Origin of the sequence: Saccharopolyspora sp. NPDC000359, from assembly GCF_040300525.1 — a bacterium.
GTDB lineage: Bacteria > Actinomycetota > Actinomycetes > Mycobacteriales > Pseudonocardiaceae > Saccharopolyspora.
The window spans coordinates 1-20,650 of record NZ_JBEPDU010000032.1 but is presented as its reverse complement, the minus strand read 5'-3'; the positions used below and the strand labels follow the sequence as shown (position 1 = coordinate 20,650).

At 72.4% G+C, this 20,650-nt stretch carries 21 protein-coding genes; 8 read left to right on the top strand and 13 right to left on the bottom strand.

The window, feature by feature from the left end; translation table 11 throughout:
• The first annotated feature begins 152 nt into the window (after positions 1-152).
• Entirely contained in the window at positions 153-1,574 is a 1,422-nt protein-coding gene (locus ABT324_RS20570; protein ID WP_351179761.1) for an MFS transporter, read from the top strand.
• Positions 1,575-1,607: 33 nt separating this feature from the next.
• Entirely contained in the window at positions 1,608-2,807 is a 1,200-nt protein-coding gene (locus tag ABT324_RS20565; RefSeq protein ID WP_351179758.1) for a cytochrome P450, read from the top strand.
• 56 nt (positions 2,808-2,863) lie between these two features.
• Here ABT324_RS20565 and ABT324_RS20560 read toward each other — a convergent pair whose 3' ends face one another.
• Positions 2,864-3,883: an SDR family NAD(P)-dependent oxidoreductase gene (locus ABT324_RS20560; protein WP_351179755.1), complete on the bottom strand. Its 1,020-nt coding sequence runs from the start codon at positions 3,881-3,883 to the stop codon at positions 2,864-2,866.
• 38 nt (positions 3,884-3,921) lie between these two features.
• On the bottom strand, positions 3,922-4,479 hold the full coding sequence (locus ABT324_RS20555; RefSeq protein WP_351179752.1) for a TetR/AcrR family transcriptional regulator: 558 nt from the start codon (positions 4,477-4,479) through the stop codon (positions 3,922-3,924).
• Positions 4,480-4,591: 112 nt separating this feature from the next.
• Between ABT324_RS20555 and ABT324_RS20550 the strand changes: the two genes are divergently transcribed.
• Entirely contained in the window at positions 4,592-5,164 is a 573-nt protein-coding gene (locus ABT324_RS20550; RefSeq protein WP_351179749.1) for an inorganic diphosphatase, read from the top strand.
• A gap of 165 nt (positions 5,165-5,329) precedes the next feature.
• Here ABT324_RS20550 and ABT324_RS20545 read toward each other — a convergent pair whose 3' ends face one another.
• The 3 genes from ABT324_RS20545 to ABT324_RS20535 are packed head-to-tail and all read right to left on the bottom strand — an operon-like array spanning position 5,330 to position 8,098.
• Positions 5,330-6,532 (bottom strand): cytochrome P450, encoded by a 1,203-nt coding sequence (locus ABT324_RS20545; RefSeq protein WP_351179746.1) that lies wholly within the window; start codon positions 6,530-6,532, stop codon positions 5,330-5,332.
• Positions 6,533-6,548: 16 nt separating this feature from the next.
• Positions 6,549-7,901 carry an NAD(P)/FAD-dependent oxidoreductase gene (locus ABT324_RS20540; RefSeq protein ID WP_351179743.1) on the bottom strand — a complete coding sequence of 451 codons (1,353 nt, stop codon included), beginning with the start codon at positions 7,899-7,901 and terminating at the stop codon, positions 6,549-6,551.
• On the bottom strand, positions 7,898-8,098 hold the full coding sequence (locus ABT324_RS20535) for a ferredoxin (RefSeq protein WP_351179740.1): 201 nt from the start codon (positions 8,096-8,098) through the stop codon (positions 7,898-7,900). Before ABT324_RS20535 ends, ABT324_RS20540 begins: the two co-directional genes overlap by 4 nt.
• 575 nt (positions 8,099-8,673) lie before the next feature.
• Between ABT324_RS20535 and ABT324_RS20530 the strand changes: the two genes are divergently transcribed.
• The 3 genes from ABT324_RS20530 (at position 8,674) to ABT324_RS20520 (ending at position 11,387) form a co-directional block, all read left to right on the top strand.
• Positions 8,674-10,167 carry a bifunctional phosphatase PAP2/diacylglycerol kinase family protein gene (locus ABT324_RS20530; RefSeq protein WP_502949777.1) on the top strand — a complete coding sequence of 498 codons (1,494 nt, stop codon included), beginning with the start codon at positions 8,674-8,676 and terminating at the stop codon, positions 10,165-10,167.
• Positions 10,168-10,224: 57 nt separating this feature from the next.
• Positions 10,225-10,500 (top strand): hypothetical protein, encoded by a 276-nt coding sequence (locus ABT324_RS20525; protein ID WP_351179734.1) that lies wholly within the window; start codon positions 10,225-10,227, stop codon positions 10,498-10,500.
• Between the two features lie 176 nt (positions 10,501-10,676).
• Positions 10,677-11,387, top strand: a complete 711-nt coding sequence (locus tag ABT324_RS20520) for a class I SAM-dependent methyltransferase (RefSeq protein WP_351179731.1) — start codon at positions 10,677-10,679, stop codon at positions 11,385-11,387.
• Here ABT324_RS20520 and ABT324_RS20515 read toward each other — a convergent pair.
• The 3 genes from ABT324_RS20515 to ABT324_RS20505 all read right to left on the bottom strand — a co-directional run bounded on the left by ABT324_RS20515 (position 11,380) and on the right by ABT324_RS20505 (position 13,488).
• Positions 11,380-12,189: a GNAT family N-acetyltransferase gene (locus tag ABT324_RS20515; protein ID WP_351179728.1), complete on the bottom strand. Its 810-nt coding sequence runs from the start codon at positions 12,187-12,189 to the stop codon at positions 11,380-11,382. The two genes, ABT324_RS20520 and ABT324_RS20515, sit on opposite strands and share 8 nt — an antisense overlap.
• A gap of 48 nt (positions 12,190-12,237) precedes the next feature.
• Positions 12,238-12,753 carry an ABC transporter substrate-binding protein gene (locus ABT324_RS20510; protein WP_351179725.1) on the bottom strand — a complete coding sequence of 172 codons (516 nt, stop codon included), beginning with the start codon at positions 12,751-12,753 and terminating at the stop codon, positions 12,238-12,240.
• 63 nt (positions 12,754-12,816) lie between these two features.
• Positions 12,817-13,488 carry a haloacid dehalogenase type II gene (locus ABT324_RS20505; RefSeq protein ID WP_351179722.1) on the bottom strand — a complete coding sequence of 224 codons (672 nt, stop codon included), beginning with the start codon at positions 13,486-13,488 and terminating at the stop codon, positions 12,817-12,819.
• Between the two features lie 74 nt (positions 13,489-13,562).
• On the opposite strand from ABT324_RS20505, the gene ABT324_RS20500 reads away from it, so the two are divergent.
• Positions 13,563-14,108, top strand: coding sequence for a CGNR zinc finger domain-containing protein (locus tag ABT324_RS20500; protein ID WP_351179719.1), 546 nt, complete (start codon positions 13,563-13,565; stop codon positions 14,106-14,108).
• Positions 14,109-14,492: 384 nt separating this feature from the next.
• Here ABT324_RS20500 and ABT324_RS20495 read toward each other — a convergent pair whose 3' ends face one another.
• A complete protein-coding gene (locus ABT324_RS20495) occupies positions 14,493-14,780 on the bottom strand; it encodes an MFS transporter (protein ID WP_351179716.1) in 288 nt (95 codons plus the stop codon).
• 24 nt (positions 14,781-14,804) lie between these two features.
• On the opposite strand from ABT324_RS20495, the gene ABT324_RS20490 reads away from it, so the two are divergent.
• Positions 14,805-15,155, top strand: coding sequence for a hypothetical protein (locus ABT324_RS20490; RefSeq protein ID WP_351179713.1), 351 nt, complete (start codon positions 14,805-14,807; stop codon positions 15,153-15,155).
• A gap of 219 nt (positions 15,156-15,374) precedes the next feature.
• Here ABT324_RS20490 and ABT324_RS20485 read toward each other — a convergent pair whose 3' ends face one another.
• The 4 genes from ABT324_RS20485 to ABT324_RS20470 form a co-directional block, all read right to left on the bottom strand.
• Positions 15,375-16,658 (bottom strand): ATP-grasp domain-containing protein, encoded by a 1,284-nt coding sequence (locus ABT324_RS20485; RefSeq protein ID WP_351179710.1) that lies wholly within the window; start codon positions 16,656-16,658, stop codon positions 15,375-15,377.
• 103 nt (positions 16,659-16,761) lie between these two features.
• Positions 16,762-18,783: a CocE/NonD family hydrolase gene (locus ABT324_RS20480; protein WP_351179707.1), complete on the bottom strand. Its 2,022-nt coding sequence runs from the start codon at positions 18,781-18,783 to the stop codon at positions 16,762-16,764.
• A gap of 223 nt (positions 18,784-19,006) precedes the next feature.
• The gene (locus ABT324_RS20475; protein WP_351179704.1) at positions 19,007-19,633 is read right to left on the bottom strand and encodes a response regulator; all 627 of its coding nucleotides are present in this window, start codon (positions 19,631-19,633) and stop codon (positions 19,007-19,009) included.
• On the bottom strand, positions 19,630-20,650 hold a 1,021-nt coding region (locus tag ABT324_RS20470; RefSeq protein ID WP_351179702.1), incomplete at its 5' end, for a GAF domain-containing sensor histidine kinase. The genes ABT324_RS20470 and ABT324_RS20475, both read right to left, overlap by 4 nt.

Below are 20,650 nucleotides of genomic sequence, written 5' to 3'. Positions count from 1 at the left end.
CCACCGCGGCCGGTGGCCCCAGTGAAACGCCGACTGCTATCGTCAGTCAAGCAGCTGACTTAAACCTGCGGGGTCCGCAGCGGGTGCGCCGATCTGCACGCACGATGGACCAGCGGATTTCAAGCCACCCGACGATGGGAGCCCTTGCACCCATGACCCGTGCCCCCAGCACGCCGCCCGCCGCGGCCGCTCCCCCGCAGGCGCGCCCGAGCACCGTCGTGCCGGTGCTGGCGTTCAGCGGCATCGTCGTCTCGCTCACGCAGACCCTGATGATCCCGCTGGTGCCCAAGCTGCCCGAGCTGCTGAGCGCGAGCCCGGCGGACGCCGCGTGGGCGATCACCGCCACCCTGCTGGCCGCGGCCGTGGCCACGCCCACCGTCGGTCGGCTCGGCGACATGCACGGCAAGCGGCGCATGCTGCTGTTCAGCCTGGGGATGCTGGTGCTGGGCTCGGTCGTCTGCGCGCTGTCCAACGGGCTCGTGCTGATGGTGGTCGGGCGGGTCCTGCAAGGCCTGTCCTCCGGCGTCATCCCGCTGGGCATCAGCATCATGCGCGACGAGCTGCCGCCGGAGCGGCTCGGTGGCGCGACCGCGCTGATGAGCGCCTCCCTCGGTGTCGGCGGGGCGCTGGGGTTGCCCGCGGCCGCGTTCATCGCCGAGAAGGCCGACTGGCACACGCTGTTCTGGGTGGCTGCCGCCCTGGGCGCCGCCGCGGCGGTGCTGGTGACCACGCTCGTGCCGGAGTCGCGGGTCCGCACCCGCGGTCGGTTCGACCTGCCGGGCGCGGTGGGCTTGTCGATCGCGCTGCTGTGCCTGCTGCTGGTGATCTCCAAGGGGGCCGACTGGGGCTGGAGCGGTTGGCTGACCCCCGGGTTGCTCGTCGCCGGGCTGGTGGTGCTGGCGGTGTGGGGCTGGTGGGAGCTGCGCACGCCGCACCCGCTGGTCGACCTGCGCACCACCGCGCGCCGCCAGGTGCTGCTCACCAACATCGCCTCCGTGGTGTTCGGGTTCGCGATGTTCGCCACCTCGCTGGTCATCCCGCAGCTGCTGCAGCTGCCCGCGGCGACCGGCTACGGGCTCGGGCAGTCGATCCTGGCCGCGGGCCTGGTGATGGCACCGAACGGGCTGATCATGATGGCGATGTCGCCGGTGTCGGCGCGCATCTCCCGGGCCAGGGGCCCGAAGGTGACGCTGATGGTCGGTGCGCTCGTCGTCGCCACCGGGTACGGCCTGAGCCTGGTGATGATGTCCACGATCTGGCAGCTCATGATCGCCTCCAGCATCATCGGCGCCGGGGTCGGGCTCGCCTACGGCGCGATGCCCGCGCTGGTCATGGCCGCCGTGCCGGTGTCCGAAACCGCCGCGGCCAACAGCCTCAACACGCTGATGCGCTCCATCGGCACCTCGCTGTCCAGCTCGATCGCCGGGGCCGTGCTCGCGCACCTGACGATCGACCTGGCCGGTGCGGCGGTCCCCTCGCTCGCCGGGTTCCGCGTCGTGCTGGCCATCGGCGCCGTCGCCGCGCTGTTCGCGCTGGTGGTCGCCAGCTTCCTGCCGGGCCCCGCGCGCCGGTAGGCCACCTGTCCACCGAACCAACCAGGAGCCCGCATGGACCAGTCCCCCGCCGCCGAGCGGCACGGCAACCTCCGCACCGGATTCAGCCCGGCGCCCGACATGGCGGCGCTGCGCGACCGGCCTGGGATCACCCAGGTGCCCACCCCGTTCGGCCCGTCGGCGTGGCTGCTCACCCGCCACGCGGACGTGCGGCAGATGCTCGGCGACGCGGAGACCTTCCGCAACGGCTGGGGCCCGGAGGACCTCGACGGGCTGGCGCTGGACCCGCGCCAGCTCTCCGGCGACCGCAGCGGGAACCTGCTCTCGCTGGACCCGCCGGACCACACCCGGCTGCGCCGGATGCTCACCCCGGAGTTCACCGTGCGAAGGATGCGCCGCCTCGAACCGCGCATCGTGGAGATCGTCGACCAGCACCTCGACGCCATGGAGCGCCGCGGCGCCCCCGTCGACCTGGTGGCCGAGTTCGCGCTGCCGATCCCCTCGCTGGTCATCTGCGAGCTGCTCGGGGTCCCCACCGCCGACCAGGCCGAGTTCCAGGCGCGCACCAACCGCCAGCTCGACACCACGCTGCCCCAGTCCGAGAAGGTCGAGCTCGCCGCGCAGTCGCTGGCCTACATGAACGAACTCGTCGCGCGGGCCCGCCGCGACCCCGGCGAGGACCTCATCGGCATGCTGATCCGCGACCACGACGACCGGCTCAGCAACGCCGAACTGGTCGGCATCGCCAACCTGCTGCTCGTGGCTGGCCACGAGACGACCTCGAACATGCTCGGCCTGGGCACCCTCGCGCTGCTGCGCCACCCGGACCAGCTGGCCCTCGTCCGCGACGACCCGGAGACCGTGCCCAAGGCCGTCGAGGAACTGCTGCGCTGGCTCAGCGTGGTCAACGGCGGATCGCCGCGGATGGCCACCCGGGACGTCGAGTTCGCGGGCAGGACCATCCGTCGCGGGGACCTGGTGGTGTTCAACCTCCCAGCGGCGAACCGGGATCCGGAGCTGACCGACGATCCGGACCGCCTGGACATCACCCGCCCCGCGTCCCCGCACCTGGGCTTCGGCCACGGCGTCCACCACTGCCTCGGAGCACCGCTGGCGCGGATGGAGATGCGCATCGCCTTCCCCGCGCTGCTGCGGAGGTTCCCGGGCCTGCGCCTGGCGGTCCCGGACGAGGCGGTCGCCTTCGCCACCCACCAGGCGATCTACGGGTTGAAGGAGCTCCCCGTCGCCTGGTGAGGGGGTCGTGAGTGCGTAACAGTGTTCCAACCCCGTTTCGCACTCACGACCCCGGATCACTGCACCGACCAGGCCCCGTCCGAAGGCAGGACCGCGCCGGAGACGTTCACCCCGTCGTCGCTGAGCAGGAAGGTGATGGACGCCGCGACATGCTCGGCGGCGGCGATTGGCGGGATCAGGGCGTGGAAGTCGCGGAGGCGACCACCACCGAACTCCGAGGCCGTCCCGGCGCTGGCGATCCCGGTGGCCACCCCGCCGGGCGCGACCGCGTTGACCCGGATGCCCTGCGGCCCGTACATGAACGCCGAGCTGCGCGTGATGCCGACGACGGCGTGCTTGGAGGCGGTGTAGGCGACGCCCGCGGCCGATCCGCGTAGCGCCGCCTCGGACGCGACGTTGACGATCGATCCCCGCCCGGCTTCGAGCATCACCGGGACCACCGCCCGGGTGAGCCGGAACAGGCCGTCGACGTTGGTGGCGAAGACCCGCTGCCAGACCTCGTCGGACACCTCGTGGATCGGGGAGAAGTCGTCGTTGATGCCCGCCACGTTGGCCAGCCCGTCGATGCGCGGCCCGGCGGCGTCGAGGATCCGCTGGAGGTGGTCGGCGTCGGTGAGGTCGGCGACGACGGTGACGACCCCGGCATCCGGCAGGTCCGCGACCAGCGACTCCAGCCGCTCGGCGGCGAGGTCCACCGCCACCACCCGGCCACCTTCCCGCGCGACGCGGGAGGCGGTGGCCCGGCCGATGCCCGAACCGGCGCCGGTGACGACCACGGTCCTGCCGTCGAAGCGGCCCGGCGTGATGCGCTCCTGCCACCCGGTGTCCGCCGCGGGCTCCTCCGGCACCACACCGCCGTTGGCCCGCAGCACCAGGTCGTCGACGACGTCCTGCGGCAGCGCACCCTGGCTCAGGTCGACCAGCTGCTGCAGCGGGAGCTGGCGCACCGGCGCGAGAACCTGCACGTCGGAACCGGTCTGCGCCAGCAGTTCGCGCAGCAGCGGCGCTCCCTCGGGATGCGCGAGCCACTCGCCCACCGAGCTGGCCCCGGTCAACGGCTTGGATCCGACTGCCACATCACCCTCCTCGACTTCCTGTGGTCCGGCACGCCTCGTCACCCCCGGACGCGGTCCGAGCCCGCGTGGCCCAGGGCGTCCAGGCAGGTCGCGACGATGCGCGGCCGCCAGGACGTCTTGTCGCCCCGGTAGTGGGCGGCCAGGCTCAGCACCGCCAGCGCGCTCAGCGCCCCCGTCACCCGGACCAGCCGCTCCACGTCCGACGGGTCGACCCCGAACAGGTCGGACAGCAGCGCGTCGTGGTCGGCGTTGTGCGCCTCCGGCGTGGTGACCGGGCGGAACAGCAGCGCCACCAGCCCCGGCCGGTCCAGCGCGGTGTCGGTCAGCAGCTCCAGCACGCGGCGGTCCCGCTCCAGGCCGCGCGGCAGCGCCGCGACCTGGTCGCGCACCTGCCCGCACCGCACCGCGGAGAACTGCAGCGCCGCCGCGTGCAGGGCCTCCTTGCTCGGGTAGTGGTGCAGCAGTCCCGCCTTGGACAGGCCGACCGCGTCGGCCAGCGCCTTCAGGGAGGTCTGCTCGAAGCCGTGCTGGGCGAACAGCGCAGCCGCGCGGTCGAGGATCTCCTCGTCAACCTGCTGCCGCAGCGCTCGTGCCATGCCGCGACCCTACCCGACCGATTCGGTCGGTCACCCGACCGCTCCGGTTGGCAGGCGTGCCGGTGCAAGGCGCGCGACACTGGGGACGGCGGCTCCACGAGGGGAGAGCACCGTGGAACTCGAAATGGTCGTGGAGATCCCGCGGGGGTCGCGCAACCGGTACGAGATGGACCACGAGCGCGGGCGCATCCGGCTGGACCGCACCCTGTTCACCGCGACCCGCTACCCGGCCGACTACGGGTACTTCCCCGGCACGCTCGCCGAGGACGGCGACCCGCTGGACGCGCTGGTGCAGGTGGTCCACCCGACCTTCCCGGGCTGCATGATCAGGGTCCGGCCGGTGGCGGTGTTCTGGATGCGCGACGAGCAGGGGCCGGACGCCAAGGTCCTGTGCGTGCAGGCCGAGGACCCGCGCGCGGACCACATTCGCGACCTGTCCGACATCCCGCCGCACGACCGCGACGAGATCAGCCACTTCTTCGCCACCTACCGGGACGTGGAGCCCCGCAAGGGCGGCGAGATCAGCGGCTGGCAGGCCTGCTCCGAGGCGGAGGCGGCCATCCGGGGCGCCTTCGCCCGCGCCGCGGACAGCGCGGGCCCGGGCGGGGCCCCGGCACCCCGGGTCTGCCAACTGACCTGGACGAGCCGCCGCGCCCGGAGGCACCCACTGCGCTCGGGTGGCTGAACCCCGGCAGGGACGGGCGTCACTCGCCTTGCGCCCAAGCGGCGGCCGGGAGCGGGAAGCAGACTCCGTGATCTGGGTGCCCGATCCACCGCCGCGACCAGTTTCGGCGAGTCCCCATGTCCACTTCGGACTTCGGCATGACCACTCAACGAGGAGTTCCCCACGTCAAGTTCCGGTGGTGATGGTCAGGTGACGGGGGCCGCGGAGGACCGGGCTGGGGCGGTAGGGCGGTGGGTCATCGGGTAGGTGCGGGTTGGGGAGCCTGCGGGCGAGTTCGGTCAGCGCCACCTGGGCTTCCAGGCGGGCCAGCGGGGCACCGAAGCAGGCGTGCACGCCGAAGCCGAAGCCGAGGTGCTGGTTGTCCTCGCGGGTCGGGTCGAAGCGGTCCGGGGCGGTGAAGCGCTGCGGGTCGCGGTTGCCCGAGGCGAGCAGCAACCACACCGGCGCGCCCTTCGGGATCACCGTGCCCGCCACCTCCAGGTCGGTCAGCGTGGTGCGCTGCGGGAGCAGCTGCACCGGCGGCTCGAAGCGCAGCAGCTCCTCCACCAGCACCGGCGCCAGCGACGGGTCCGCGCGCAGGCGTTCCAGCTGGTCCGGGTGGCGCAGCAGGGTGAGCACGCCGTTGGTGATCAGGTTGACCGTCGTCTCGTGGCCCGCGATCAGCAGCAGGACAGCGGTGGTGATCAGCTCCACCAGGGACATCCGCCCCTCCGGGCCCTCGTCGGTGACCCACGCCGAGAGCATGTCGTCGCCGGGGTCGCGGCGGTGCTGCTCGATCAGCTCGGCCAAGTACTGCCCGAGTTCGAAGCGGCTGCGCTGGGCGGCGCGCTTCTCCGCCACCGGCTGGGCCGGGTTCAGGCCCGCGACCACCCCGTCGACCAGCACCCGGAAGCGCGGTTCGTCCTCCTGCGGCACGCCGAGCAGCTGGCAGATCACCGCCACCGGCAGCGGGTAGGCGAAGTCGTCGACCACGTCGAACCGCTCGCCGAGCCCGTCGAGCAGGTTGGTGACGATGGCGGCCAGCTCGCCGTGCATGTCGTGGATGCGGCGCGGGCTGTGCGGCGGCCCGAACGGGCGCATCGCCAAGCGGCGCAACCGGTCGTGCTCGGGCGGGTCCAGGCGGATGAAGCTGGGCGGCAGCGCCGTCTCGTCCTCCTCGGCCAGCAGCGGGTTGGCGCCCGGCGCCAGGTTCCGCGCGTCGGAGCTGATCCGCGGGTCCTGCAGCAGGTCGCGGATCTCCCAGTAGGTGGTGACCAGGTGGACACCGCTCTCGTCGCGGACCACCGGGTTCCGGCGGAGCTCGGCGTAGACCGGGTAGGGGTCGGGGCGCGCCGCCTGGTCGGCGATCCGCTGCACCGGGCTGGACATGCGCAACTCCTGTCGATCAGGCGCGGGCCGGGGTGAACACGACCCGCTTCTCGGTGGGCGAGTGGCCGGTCAGGGTGACGGTGGGGCCGTGGCTGGGCAGCGCCGGGTCGGGGAACCGGGCGGGCACCGGCCGCTGCCCACCGGGCAGTTCCGGCGGGAACGGCGCGGCCTGCTCGATCAGCCGCCGGTAGCCGTCCATCCACTTCCCGTGGTCGAAGCCGACCGCGGCGATCACCCGCCCCCGGTACCCGTAGGCGGCGGCGAAGCGGTGGTCGGCGAGCGAACCCTGGGTCACCACGACCTCCTCGCCCATCGACGGCGCGCCGACGGACTTGATGTTCACGCCGAACTGCGCGGACCAGAACGACGGCGTCCACAGGTGCGGCCGCCGCCGGGCATCGGCGCTGATCATGTTGTGCGCGGCGATCTCGGCCTGCGCCACGGCGTTGCCCCAGTGCTCCAGCGAGAGGAACTGGTAGCCGAACAGCGGGTGCGGGGTCCGGGCGACGTCCCCCGCCGCGAACACGTCGTCGGTGACGATGCCGTGGACGTCGAAGGCCCGGCACCCGGCGTCGCAGGCGACACCGCGCGGCCCCGCCGCCAACCCCGAGCCCTCCAGCCACCCGGTGTTGCGCACCGCGCCAAGAGCCACCACGGCGACTTCCGCGTCCAGCGCAGAACCGTCGGACAGGTGGGCGCGCCGGAGCCGACCAGCGGAGTCGCCTTCCAGCGAGGTCACCATGACGCCGCAGCGCAGGTCGACGCCGTGGTCCCGCTGCAGCCGCGCCGCCACCTCGCCGACCACCCCGCCCAGCGCGCCCACCAGCGGTGCCTCCCCGCGCTCGGCGACGGTGACGGCGTACCCGCGCTCCCGGCACGCCGAGGCGATCTCCGAACCGGTGAACCCGGCGCCGATGATCAGCACCCGGTGCGGGCGGCGGGCCAGCAGCCGACCGAAGTGCGCGGCGTCGTCCCTGGTCCGCAGGACGCAGACCCCGTCCAGCGTGGCTTCGGACTCGTTGGGCCAGGGGCGCGAGCGGACGCCGGTCGCGATCAGCAGCCGGTCGTAGTCGACCTCCGCGCCGTCGGCCAGCTGCACCCGCCTGCGCTCGCGGTCCAACCCGGCGGCGGCGACCCCGAGCCGCCACTCCGCGTCGACCTCGCGGGTGCGGGGCAACGCGGTGCCCTCGGGCCGCGTCATCCCGAGCAGGACCTGCTTGGACAGCGGTGGCCGGTCGTAGGGCTCGTGCGGTTCGCTGCCGATCAGCGTGAGCGCCCCGTCGAAGCCACCCGCCCGCAGGTGCTCGGCGGCCCGCAGCCCGGCCAGGGATGCTCCGACGATCACGATCCGCCTTGGGCTGCTGGTCATCGCTCGGCCCTCGGTGGCTCGGCCCGGTCGACCAGGATGGCCTGGACCGGGCACGCTGCCGCCGCGCGGAGCACGTCGTCGCGGTGCGACTCGTCAACGTCCGGCTGGTAGAGGAGGGCTTCTTCGCCGTGCAGCTGGAAGACGTCCGGGGCCAGGAAGGCGCACTGCGCGTAGGCCTGGCAACGGTTGAGATCCACGTTGACCCGCATCCGACCTCGCCCCCTCGAAGTCAACCCGACTCCATCGTGACCTAGCGGGGTGGATACCGCATGGGCTGACGAGGTTTCCGCGTGGTGGGGAATTTTCCGTCGATTTTGGATCCACTGTGGAGGTTTGGAGGCTGGGGGTAGACGGTGGTGACGGGGTGTGGTTGATGCTGAAGAGGTGCGTGGGCGCGTGGTTTCGTGGAGGTCAATGCGGTAGGTGGTCGCCTTGTGATGTGCAATTCCCATCGACATCGCGACGTTATCGACGGAATCGCCAGTCGCGAGGTCGAGCAGTCTCGATGGAAATCGCAACCCCCACCACCCCTCGTACGGCACCCCACTCACCTCGCACTCTCCTCCTTCAGCACCGCACCGAACTCACCGCCCACTTGAGGTCCTCGTCCGTTCTCACCACTCCTCTGCGGCACCGCACTGACACCACCACCCCGCCTTCGGCCTTCGCCTTTCCTCGCCACGGGTTGGTGTGTCCACCGTCGCTTTCGATGGGGGGCGTGTTGGTGGGCTGGTTGCCGGGGTGGCGGGCTCCCAGCGCCTAGCATGTGGTCATGTTCAAGGTTCTCGGCGCGGCACGCAGGCGGGTTTCTGGCGTTGATCGTCTTCTGGTGCACCGCAATGCCATGCTCCCGCGCAGCGTCGTCGACCCCGCGATGCGGGGGCTCAGCTGGTCGGCGAACCACAGCAAGTTGTGGTTCGCGGTGGCCGGTGGGTTGGTGCTGCGCAAGGGGCCTTCGCGGCGGGCCGCGCTGCGCGGGGTCGCCGCCATCGGGGCCACCAGCGCCGTGACGAACCTGCTGGCCAAGCGGCTGCTGCCGCGGCGACGTCCGGCCACCCACCTGCTGCCCACGCACCGGCGGGTCGGCTCGCCGCCCGCCTCCTCGTCGTTCCCGTCCGGGCACGCCGCCTCCGCCGCTGCGTTCACCACCGCGGTGACCATGGAGTCACCCCTGCTGGGCGCGGCGGTGCTGCCGGTCGCGGCGGCCGTGGCGTACTCCCGCGTGCACGTCGGGGTGCACTGGCCCACCGACGTCGTCTTCGGCGCCGCGATCGGCTGCGGGGTCGGGTTGGCGACCCGCTGGTGGTGGCCGGTGCGCCCGGCCGAGCCGGGGTGGGCCCGGCCGAGCCAGCACGTCGCCGCGCTGCCCGACGGCAACGGGCTCGCGGTGCTGGTCAACCCGGCGTCCGGGGACGCCGACGAGGACCCGTCCGCCACGGTGTCCGAGCTGTGGCCCGCCGCCAAGGTCCTGCGCCCGGACCCCAAAGCCGATCTCGTCGAGCAGCTGCACCGCGAGCTGGACGCGGCCGGTGACGACGTCCGCGCGCTGGCCGTCGCCGGCGGGGACGGCACCGTGGCGGCCGCCGCCTCCGCGGCCGCCGTCCGCGGGCTGCCGCTCGCCGTGGTCCCGGCGGGCACGTTGAACCACTTCGCCCGCGACCTGGGCGTGACGAGCGCGCAGGACTCGGCGCGGGCGTTGACCGCCGGGTCCGCGGTGCGGGTCGACCTGGGCTCGGTCGGCGTCGACGACCGGCCGGACCGGTGGTTCGTCAACACCGCCAGCCTCGGCGGCTACCCCGACATGGTCCGGTTGCGGGAGAAGTGGCAGCCGCGCTGGGGCAAGTGGCCCGCGGCTGCCGCGGCGCTGCTGCGGGTCCTCGCCAAGGCGGAGCCGATCGACGTCCGCATCGACGGGGTGCACCGCAAGATCTGGCTGCTGTTCGTCGGCGCCACCGGCTACCAGCCGAAGGGCTTCGCCCCGACCTGGCGGCCGCGCCTGGACGACGGGGTGCTCGACATCCGCTACATCCGCGCCGACCTCCCGCTGTCCCGGCTCCGGTGCGCCTTCGCCGCGCTGACCGGTGCGCTGATCAACAGCCGCACCTACGTCCAGCAGGAGCAGAAGGCCACGCACGTCGAGGTGCTCAGCGAACCGGTGGCGCTGGCCTGCGACGGCGAGGTCGTCGAACCGGGGCGGGACTTCCGGTTCACCTCGCGCGACGAGGTGCTGCGCGTCTACCGCCCGGAGGACGCCGTCACGAGCTGATCCCTGGAGCGTCCCCCCCCCCCGGTAGCAGGCCCGAAGCGCCCAAGGAGGGATGCCGTGGTCGCCCATCCCGACGCGGACCGCGTCATGCACGCCCTGCGCGCGCAACTTCGCAGCACCATTCCCTCGGTCCTCGTCAGACCGGACAGCATCGAGGTGCAGGCGCTGCTCGTCGACCTCGCCAAGTCCACCGACCGCGCCGCCGACCTGCTCGCCGAGGTCGCACCGGAAGCGCTGGCCGCCCTGCGCTGCGCGCTCGACCACGCGGCCGCGCAGCAGCCCGAGGAGTGCGCCGCCGAACTGGTCGCCGCGCACTACCACCTGAGCCCGTGAGCAGCGAGAACGCAAGCGCCACAAGCGACCGGGGCCGCCGGGGGTAGTGGCGGTACTCCTGTTGCGCGATGGCGGAGCGGGTCGGGAGCTGGTGCACTTCGATTGCGGACAGCGCCGTCCGGAACCGAGATCTCGGCCGGTGGTGGATCCACCGGGACCACCAGGAGGACGACGCGATGAGCGCAGCCGGAACGTCGTGGGGACGCCCGGAGTTGACCACCAACGCCACGTTCCGCGAGCACCGCGAGCGGCTGGCCGACCAGGACACCGGCGGGGTGTTCCGCTACATCTACGAGCAGAACCTGTGGGGCAGCCCGGAATCGGTGTCCGGGCTGGGGTCGGAGGGCGCCGCCACCGAGCACATCCGCGCCGAGGTCCCCGCGTTGCTGCGCCGGTGGCAGGTGCGCTCCCTCGCGGACGTGCCCTGCGGTGACTTCGGCTGGCTGTCGACCACCAACCTGGGCGTGACGAGCTACTTCGGCGCCGACATCGTGCCAGAGCTGGTCGAGCGCAACCGCCAGCGCTTCGCCTCGGACGACCGGCGCTTCGAGGTCCTGGACCTCACCCGCGACCGGCTCCCCGCCGCGGACCTGCTGCTGTGCCGGGACTGCCTGGTGCACCTCAGCTTCGAGCAGATCCGCGCGGCCCTGCGCACCATCCGGGACAGCGGAATCGGCTACCTGCTGACCACCACGTTCCCGGACCTGGAGGTGAACGTCGACGTCGAAACCGGCGACTGGCGCCCGCTGAACTTCCAACTCGCCCCGTTCGCCTTCCCCGAACCCCTCGAAGTGATCACCGAAGGCTGCGAGGAAGGCGACGGCCACTACGCCGACAAGGCACTGGGCCTCTGGCGCGTCACCGACCTCCCCGAACAGCTCAGTTGATGGCGTGCTCCGTGTAGTGGCCGCAGGGGTGGAAGCCGATGCGGCGGTAGACCGGTTCTCCGTCCGTTGAGGCTTGCAGGACCGCCGTGTTGTGGCCGTGGTCGCGGGCCGTGTGGAGGACGGCCAAGGTCATCGCGCCGCCGTAGCCTCGGCGGCGGTGGGTGGTCAGGGTGCAGATGTTGTAGATCCCGGCGACTCCCGCGTGCAGGAAGACCTCGACCGAGCAGACCGGTTGCCCGTCCACGTAGCCGACCAGGTAGCGGGACGGGCAGTCCGCGGCCAGCGCCCGGTCCGCGGTGCGGGCGAAGAAGCTGCGGACGGTCTCTGCGGGCGGGTCCCAGTTCGCGGCGAGGACCTGGGCGTAGTCGGCGAGTTCCGCGGGCGTGGTCGCCGTGCGGATCTCCAGCCCGGCCACTTCGGGACGCGGCAGGTCGTCGAGTTCCGCCCACATCGCCGCCTCGCGTTCCGCTTCGGGCAGACCGGCCGCCGACAGGCGGTCCCGCAGGTTGGTCGGGGCCGAGGCCGGGCCGACCCACCAGGAGAACCGGCGTCCGGTGGCGGTCAGCTCCCGGAGCGCCTCGTCGATTCGGGCGGCGGCCGACTTCGGGGTGAAGCGGGCCCGCGCGACGATGTTGAACGTGTCGTCGTCGAGGCCGCTGTCCGCCACCAGCAGGTCGGCGCTCTCCACGACCGTCGCGCCCGCCAGCCCGCGGTGCAGGTGGCAGGCGTGCTCGGCCAGGTTCCGCTCCATGCGGTCGAGCAGGTCCTCGGGAGGGTCGATGCGCACACGGATCGATGGCACCACACCTCACCACGGACCGCACCCGAACTACCGCGGAGTCCACTGTGGTCACACCACGGTCGTGCTGACCCAGCGGCCACGCACTTCCCAGGTGCCACCGCCCGCCGTTGCGCCGCGCAGCCCGTCGAGGACCCGGCCACCGGTGAGCGCTGGGAGCCGGGAGTCCTGCAAGCCCGCGAAGGCGATCGTGCGGGAGGGTTCCCATCCCGTGCTGTGCCGCAGTCGGCGGGCGAGTTGGGCGAAGCCGAGCGGGGCGGCCGCCACCACCCACGCGTCCGGGAGGTCGGCGGTCATCCGCTTCGCCGGGCGCAGCCAGGAGGCGGCCACCTCCGGCCAGTCCACTGTGGCCAGAACGGTGCCCCCTGCTGCCCGCCACGCGGCGGCGAATGCCTCCGCTGCGGTTCGGGACGCGTCGTCGCGGCTGTGGCCGACGGTGACCGCGTCGTGCCGCGCCAGCAGACCGACCACTGCGGAGAGCTCAGCCGCGGTGTGCGGGGCCGGGTCGGGGAGCTCGCCGACCCACGCCGACTCCCCCGCGTCGATCAGCGGTGATCTGTTACTCACGCTCCCACGTTGGCACGCGGCAGCGGCGCGCACTGGCGGCAATCGGCCATGGCAGCCCTCGGGTTAGCTCGCCAGCGAAGCAGCGAGGTCGGCCAGGTCGTCGAAGTGCCCGTCGAAGGTGTCGGCGCTCGTCGGCGAGTCGCCGACCGGGCGGTGGACGTAGGTGGTCCGCATGCCCTGCGCCTGAGCTCCGCGGAGGTCCCAGGAGTGGGCCGCCACCATGAGGATGCGCTCAGGCGGGCAGGCGGCGGAGTCGATGGCGAGCCGGTAGACCTCCGCCGCGGGCTTGTAGGCGGAGGCGGCTTCGGCGGACAGCGCCAGGTGCCAGCGCAGTCCGGCATGCGCGTTCAGCCGCAGCAGGGCCGCGCGGCTGGCGTTGGAGAGACCAACCACCGGGAACCGCTGCGCGAGCAGTTCGAGACCGGCGGCGGAGTCCGGCCAGGCGGGTAGGCGCTGGCTCGCGGTGGCCAACCGGAAGATCACCGCCGGATCGGTGCGCCCGGCGCGGTCGGCCACCTGCCTGGCGGCTTCCGCGTCGATGACCTCGGAGTTGGCGTACGCGCGATCTCCGCGCGCGATGCGCTGCTGTTCGCGCTCGACGTGCCGCTGCCACGCCGCGACCAGCGCGTCCACGTCGGATCCCGAGGCTGCTGCGCGGATTTCCGCCCGAAGACCGCTGGTCTCGTCGACCAGCGTTCCCAGGACGTCGAACACCACGACCTCGATCCCGTCCACACCCGCTCCTCCGCGTCACCGGTTCAACTGGTGACGAGCTTGCCCCGAGATGCGTCACCGGTCAAGATGGTGACGTGGACTTCGCGTTCGTGAGCGGCAACCCGGCCCTGGACCTGGCCGGCACCGTCGGCTCCCGCCGGGACGAGCCCAGTGACGCCCTCATCTGCCCCGCCGACCTGGAGCACTGGGTCGCCGAGTGCGCCGAGCTGCCCGACCGCGTCACCGCCGACAGCGCGACGTTCGAAGCCGCGCTCGCGCTGCGGGAAGCGGTGTACCGGCTCGCGCTCGACCGCGTGCTCGGCAGGTCCTTCGACCCGGCCAGCCTCGACATCGTCAACAGCACCGCCGCCGGACCGGTGCTCGCGGTCCGGCTCAGCGACTCGGGGGTGAGCACGTCGGGGGACCTGCCCGCCGTGCTCACCCAGCTCGCCCGGAGCGCCATCGCGCTGCTCGCCGACCCCGACGCCTGCCTCAAGGAGTGCGGGCGCGCCGACTGCACCCGGATCTACCTCGACCGCTCCCGCGGCGCCCGCCGCACCTGGTGCGGCATGGAGGAGTGCGGGAACCGCGTCAAGGCCGCGGCCTACCGCGCCCGCAAGCGCGCCCGCAACACCTCGTGAGCGGCGATGGTTGCCCAAACCACCATCCCCACTCACGACCTCTTCGTGAGTGGCGATGGTTGCCCAAACCACCATCGCCACTCACGACCTCAGCATCGACTCCGCGGACCACGGCGGACCCAGCCCACCGCGCTGAGCGCCAGCGCGAACGCGAGGACCGCCTCCACCAGCAACCACAACCACAACCACATCGTCGCCTCCTCAGCACGTCGTCGTCCCGTCCCCTCGATCGTGCTGCCTGGGCACCCCGGCGACCAGTGGCCCGATGGCCATCCTGCGCAAGGATCGGGCCACTCGTTCAGCGGTCGTCGCCGATGGTGCCGACGTGCCGCAGCACGGTGGCCGACACCAGGGCGCCGAGGCCGGTGACCAGGGTTGTCACGTTCAGGCCCGCGGTGGATGCGTCCTGCGCCTGGCGCAGCAGGTCGGGCTCACCACCAGCCCGATGTCGCCACGGTCCACAACGGACAGCAGCAGGTAGCCCGCAGTGGACAGCACGAGGGTCACCGCCACGATCACGCCCGGACGCACCCGGCGCGCGAGCAGCGGGGCGGTCAGCGAGGCCAGGAACATCATCAGCGCCGGTGGCCCCATCCACAGGCGCGCGGCGAACGGGGAGAGCCCTTCGACCAGCTGCCGGTACTGGGTCACCAGGAACATCACCCCGCCCACGCCGACCAGCCCGAACAGTTGCGGGTGTTCGAAGCGCAGCGCTTGGCCGAGAGCCTGCACGACCGGTTCGCCCTGCCGTCCGGTGCCGGTCGCGGTCGCCCGTCCCGCCAGCAGACCCTGCGCGCGATGATCGACATCGCCGAGGAGCTGGCGCGGTGGACGGAGGTGGTGGAACTGCTGTGCCAGCTGGGTCAGCGCGCGCTGGCCGACGGCCGCACCGCGCAGGCCCGGCAGTGCTTCGAGCGGGCGCTGCAGATCTCCACCGAGCGCTCCCACCACTGCGGCGAGCTCCAGGCCCGGAAGCACCTCGGCGAGGGAGCACCGGTCGCGCTCCAGCCGTGTCCGATGTGGACTCAACCCCTCACTGCGTGGTGACGGCGAGGACGAGCAGGCCGACGGCGACCACTGCGACGACGAGGATGAGTACCAGGTTCGAGGTCTTGTTCATGCACCAAGCCTCTCCACCGGGTTCGCCGGGCCTCCACCGCGCACACCTTCCCAAAACCGCCTGACCTGCTGGAACGATGCCGCCTGCGGATCGCTGGCCCGGCCGGTGAGACGCAGCTCGCACAGCGGGCCCCCACAGATGTGGGGTCAACCGCGCACTCCCGCGGGCAGTTCGTCGACGGTGAAGGGCAGCAGCTCGGAGCACCGGTGGAACTTCTCCACCAACTCCGCTTCGTCCCGGCCACCCAGGTAGCAGGTGGCCAGCTCGTAGCTGTAGCTGTCCTGCACAGCCAGCTCGGAAAGCCGCGTCCCCTCGTGCGCCGCCACCTCGACGACCACCTCCGGCACCTCCCTGCGCAGCTGCGCGAGGTGCTGCGCGGTCGGCGCGCCCCGAACCACCCCGTCCGAGAAGGAGCGGAGGAAGCACTTGGCTGCCACCGGGTAGCTGCCCCGCCCGCGCGGCATCTCCGGCTCCTCGTCCAGGGCGAGGCGCACCATGCAGTGGTGATTCGACACCCCGTCGACCAGCTCGAACAACGGGGCGTGGGACTGCGACAGCCGCGGGTTGATCTCCAGGATCTTCAGCGCGTCGGCGGACTGGTCCCAGAAGAACTCGATGTTGAAGGTCGTCGAGTCCAGCCCGATCTGGCGGATGACCCTGGTGCTGATGTCCACGATCCGCTGCTGGACCGGGGCGGGCAGCCGGGACGGGTACTGGTATCGGAGGAAGCTCGCCGAACCCGGGTAGCGCACCGAGTCGACCACCCCGTAGACGTGCGGTTCGCCGTGGAAGCAGTAGCCCTCGGCAGTGACCTGCGCCCCGCCGATCTCCTCCTCCGCCAAGCACGCCCGGCCACCGGCGGCGGCGACCTCGGGCGGGAGTTCCAGACCGCCCAGCACCGCGTCGAAGGACTTGCCCACCTGGTCCATGCCCTGCCAGATCTCCGCCACCGTCCGGCACAGCCCGGCGAGGTCGGCGACCCGGAACGACAGCACCGAGCTGTAGGACTTGACCGGCTTGAGCCACACCGGGAACCGCAACCCGCTCGGCAGACCAGTGTCGTCGGCCGGGTCGACCAGCTCGAACTGCGGGTGCGCGTCGGTGACCTTGCGCTGCTCCAGGCGGCTCCAGTACTTGTGCTCGCACTTGACCACCGGCTCCAGCCGCGGGCCGGGCAGGCCGTAGTCGGCGCACAGGACCGGCACCAGGGAGGTGGTCGGGAAGTCCCAGTAGCCGATGATCGCGTCGATCGACCCGCCGAAGGCGTCGAGGCGGCGGTGCGCCTCGTCCCGCAGCGCCGGGAAGTCCGCCGCCGCGGGCATCACCTCCGACTTGCCGAACAGGGCTCGGAACCGGCAGCCCGGTGGGGACACGTCGCGCAGCAGCGCGAGGTTGCGCTCATCAAGTCCCACGACGAACACGTTGGTCATGCGCGACGCCCTCGACTCCCGACTCAGTCCGCGTGGACTCCGAACGGCTGCGGTTCTCGCCGACCAACGGGATTCCCGGGGGCCTCAGATCAGCAAACACCGCTCACACGTGGTCGCGCGGGATGCTCCGCTGCCAGTTTCGGGAGAACACGCGCTGGTCGTCCTCGTAGGCGTCCAGCTCGGCGTGCAGGCGGAACTCGGTCGCGTTGGACGTCAGCACGGTGCGCGTCACCGTGCGCACCGACCAGTCGCCGCGCTCGAACCCCATGACCCACTCGATCTCCCCGCGCACCGAGTCGTACTCGTCCGCGGTCCAGCTGTAGCGCTCGCACGCGCGGCGGGTCACCGCCAGGTCCACGTCGTCGAACCGCACCACGCCGAGGTCCTTGACCACCTCCAGCGCCGACTGGTAGCAGACGAGGTCGCGGGAGACCGTCCATCGCTGCTCCCCGTGCTGGAGCTGGGTGGTGGGCGGCGGGGCGGTGCCCTCGGGCTCGGCGAACACCGGGTCGGCCACCTCGTCGGGCTCGGCCACCGGGCGGATCGGCAGCTCCAGCGCGCTGTTCTCCGGGTGCACGGTCAACCGGACCGGCTCCGGCGGCGGCCAGGCCAGCGGCCAGTAGGAGGTGGACAGCGACATCCGGATCTGGTGGCCGGGCGGGAAGACCTGGGCGACACCGTTGAGCTGCACCCGGACCCGGTAGCGGACGCCGGGCTGCAGCGGTGCGGGGTCGGCGTGGCCCTCGCGGTGGGTGAGGTTGAGCAGGCCGTAGGTGACGCGGGTGGCCCGGCCGTCCGGTGCGATGTCGGAGAGCCGCACCGCCAGCATCGCCGCCGGCCGGTCCACCTCCAGGTCGATCTCGGCCACCGGTCCGCCGAGGATCTCGCAGCGCTCGGCCAGCGGCCCGGTGTCGAAGACCAGCGACCCGCCGTCCTCCTCACGCTGGTCGTAGGGCAGGTCGGGGGGCGCGTTGTAGGAGCACCACTTCCCGGCGAACTGGCCCACCGACAGCGGCGACTCGATCGACAGCGGGCGCGACACCGGTGCCTCGCCGGGGCGGGCGATGGCGTTCTGGCCCAGCGGGCAGCGCACCCGCTGCACGTGCGGCGACGGCCACGACGGCTCCCCCACCCACCGCCCCGGGCGCTCGTCGTAGGCGGTGGAGGGCGGCATGCTGTCCTGCATCCACACCCGCAGCATCGGGCCGTCCATCACCCCGTTGTCGACGTCCTTGAGCCAGTGGTCCCACCAGCGGACCAGCTCCTGCAGGAAGCCGATGGCCGGACCCGGCTGGCCGAGGTGCGGGTACTTGTGCGACCAGGGTCCGATGAGGCCGCGCCGCGGCACGTCGAGGTGCTGCATCAGCCGGAAGACGGCGTTGGAGTAGCCGTCGGCCCACCCGCTGACCGCCAGGACCGGGCACCCGACGCTGGCGTAGTCCTCGCAGACCGAACCGTGCTCCCAGAAGGCGTCCCGGCGCTGGTGGCGCAACCACTCCACCAACCACGGCTCGCACGCCGCGAGCCGCTCGTACCACTGGCTCCGCCAGCCCGGCCCGAAGGTCTCCGGGTCCGGCGGGCAGGAGTTGTAGGCGAACATCGTCGACGCCCAGGACAGGTTGTCGCTCAGCAAGCACCCGCCCATGTAGTGCACGTCGTCGGCGTAGCGGTCGTCGCTGAAGCTCAGCGCGGCGATGGCGGCCAAGCCCGGCGGGCGGCGGGCGGCGACCTGCAGCGCGTTGAACCCGCCCCAGGAGATGCCCATCATGCCGGTGCGCCCGCTGCACCACGGCTGGTCGGCCAGCCAGGCCAGGACCTCCACCCCGTCCTGGAGCTCCTGCTCCAGGTACTCGTCGAGCAGCAGCCCTCCGGAGTCACCGCTGCCGCGCAGGTCCACCCGCGCGCACGCGTAGCCGTGCCCGGCCATGTAGGGGTGGTTGACGTGGTCCCGGCGCGCGGTGAGGTCGCGCTGCCGGTACGGGATGAACTCCAGGATGCCCGGAACCGGTTCGGAGTCCGAGCTCACCGGCCGCCAGATGCGCGCGGCCAACCGGGTGCCGTCGGACAGCGGGATCCAGGTCAACTCCTCCTTGACATCGTGCGGCAAGGCCGACACCGTGCGCATCGAACCGCCTCCAAAAATCTTCGGCGCTTGTTCGACGACTACCCCGCGGCGCCGTTGGCCATGCGTCGGGTGGGGAACTGGTGTTGGAGCGTCGAACACGCGGTCGCCCGCGGATCCGGCGGTGGGCGTTGAGCTTTCGCGCTGCTCCTGGCCGGTGGCGGCTTCGGTGTGCCGCCGACTGTCCGCAGCGACGGCAGCACCCCGGAAGCCGAGGGGTGCGAGTTCAGAGGAGGCCGGACTTGGCCGCCTTGGTGATGAGCTCGATCCGGTTGCGGGCTGCCAGCTTGCGCATCGCGTTGCGGAGGTAGCCCGTCACCGTGTGGCGGGTCAGGCCCAGTTGGTCCGCGATCTCCGGGTTGGTTCGGCCCGCCGCCGCGTGACGAAGGACCTCGTACTCGCGTTGGGTGAGGCCTGTTTCGTGCAGCCGGGAGCGCATCCTCGGGGCCGCCCGGTCGTCCACCCGGGGGTCGAAGATCTGGATGCCGTTCGCCGCCTGGCGCACCGCCGCGACCAGGTCCGTCGCGCCCGCGTCCTTGAGGATGCAGCCGTCAACGCCCGCGTCGAGGGTGGCGCGCAGGGCCGCGTGGTCCCGGTAGGCGGTGAAGACCACGATGCGGGCTTGCGGGGCCGCCTGGCGCAGCGGGGCGACCAGTTCGCTGGCCACCGCGTCCGGCAGGCGCAGGTCCAGCAGGACCACGTGGGGACGGGTCCGGGTGACCAGGCGGACCGCGGAGGCGGCGTCGGTCGCACCGCCGACCACCCGGATCGCCGGGTCGTCGCGGAGCAGCAGGCGCACCCCGTCGACGACCACCGGGTGGTCGTCGACGACCACGAGGCGGATCTCGGTCACGGCAGCGGGATCCAGATCCGCACCGTCAGGCCGCCGTCCTCGTTGGCCACCACCGACAGCGTGCCGCCGAGCTCGGCCAGCCGGTCCGCGGTGGTGCGCAGGCCGATTCCGTTGCCCGCGGGTTCGGACCAGCCCTTCCCGTCGTCGGCCACCGAGATCGCCACCCCGCCGTCCAGCGCGATCGAGCTGATCAGCACCGATCGGGCGGCGGCGTGCTTCTCGACGTTGAGCAGCGCTTCGCGGGCCGCCGCCAGCAGGACCCGGGTGCGGTGCCCGCCGCAGTCCGGGACCTCGCCGATCTGCACCGCCTGCGCGGTCGTGCCGGTGCGGCGCTGGAAGGCCGCGCAGTCGCGGGTCAGGGCCGCGGCCAGCCCGCCGGTCGGTTCGTCGTGGTCGAGGGCGTGCACCGAATCGCGGAACGCCGACGCCGTTTCGGCCAGCTGGTCCTCCAGCGACGCCAGCCGGTCCAGCAGCTCGCTGCTCTCCTGGGCGTGCGTGCGCAGGTCGCGCAGTTCGGCACCGATGTGGAACAGCCGCGCCCCGACCGAATCGTGCAGTTCCGCGGCGATCCGGCGGCGCTCGGCCGCGGCTGCCTGCTCGCGCTGGCGCCGGGCGGCCGAGGCGGTTTGCAGCGCCAGGCCGCCGGTGTCGGCGAGGTTCACCGCGGCGTCGAGCTGCCTGCCGCCGAAGTGGGACACCTCGCGCATCGCCGCGTAGACCACGCCCTGCACCCGGCCCGCGCGGACCATCGGGACGGCGAGCATGGTCTTGATGCCGTCCGCCGAGATCGGGACGTCGAAGTCGTGCGTGATCAGGTCGGATGCGCAGTAGTCGGACACCCACACCGGGCGGCGCTCGGCCACGGCCAACCCGCCCAGCCCCAGCCCCATCCGGACGTGCAGGTCGTGCAGGCCGGTCGCCCAGGTGCCGTTCCACTGGCGCAGCACCAGGACCTGCTCGGCTTCGACCGGACCGGCCAGGCCGATGTGCGCGCCGGTCTCCTCGCGGACCCGCCGC

Coding starts and splice junctions, on each gene's coding strand:
- ABT324_RS20485 (WP_351179710.1), bottom strand. CDS start 16,658: ATGACCAACGTGTTCGTCGTGGGACTTGATGAGCGCAACCTCGCGCTG.
- ABT324_RS20520 (WP_351179731.1), top strand. CDS start 10,677: ATGAGCGCAGCCGGAACGTCGTGGGGACGCCCGGAGTTGACCACCAAC.
- ABT324_RS20545 (WP_351179746.1), bottom strand. CDS start 6,532: ATGTCCAGCCCGGTGCAGCGGATCGCCGACCAGGCGGCGCGCCCCGAC.
- ABT324_RS20555 (WP_351179752.1), bottom strand. CDS start 4,479: ATGGCACGAGCGCTGCGGCAGCAGGTTGACGAGGAGATCCTCGACCGC.
- ABT324_RS20480 (WP_351179707.1), bottom strand. CDS start 18,783: ATGCGCACGGTGTCGGCCTTGCCGCACGATGTCAAGGAGGAGTTGACC.
- ABT324_RS20530 (WP_502949777.1), top strand. CDS start 8,674: ATGTTCAAGGTTCTCGGCGCGGCACGCAGGCGGGTTTCTGGCGTTGAT.
- ABT324_RS20570 (WP_351179761.1), top strand. CDS start 153: ATGACCCGTGCCCCCAGCACGCCGCCCGCCGCGGCCGCTCCCCCGCAG.
- ABT324_RS20565 (WP_351179758.1), top strand. CDS start 1,608: ATGGACCAGTCCCCCGCCGCCGAGCGGCACGGCAACCTCCGCACCGGA.
- ABT324_RS20540 (WP_351179743.1), bottom strand. CDS start 7,901: ATGACCAGCAGCCCAAGGCGGATCGTGATCGTCGGAGCATCCCTGGCC.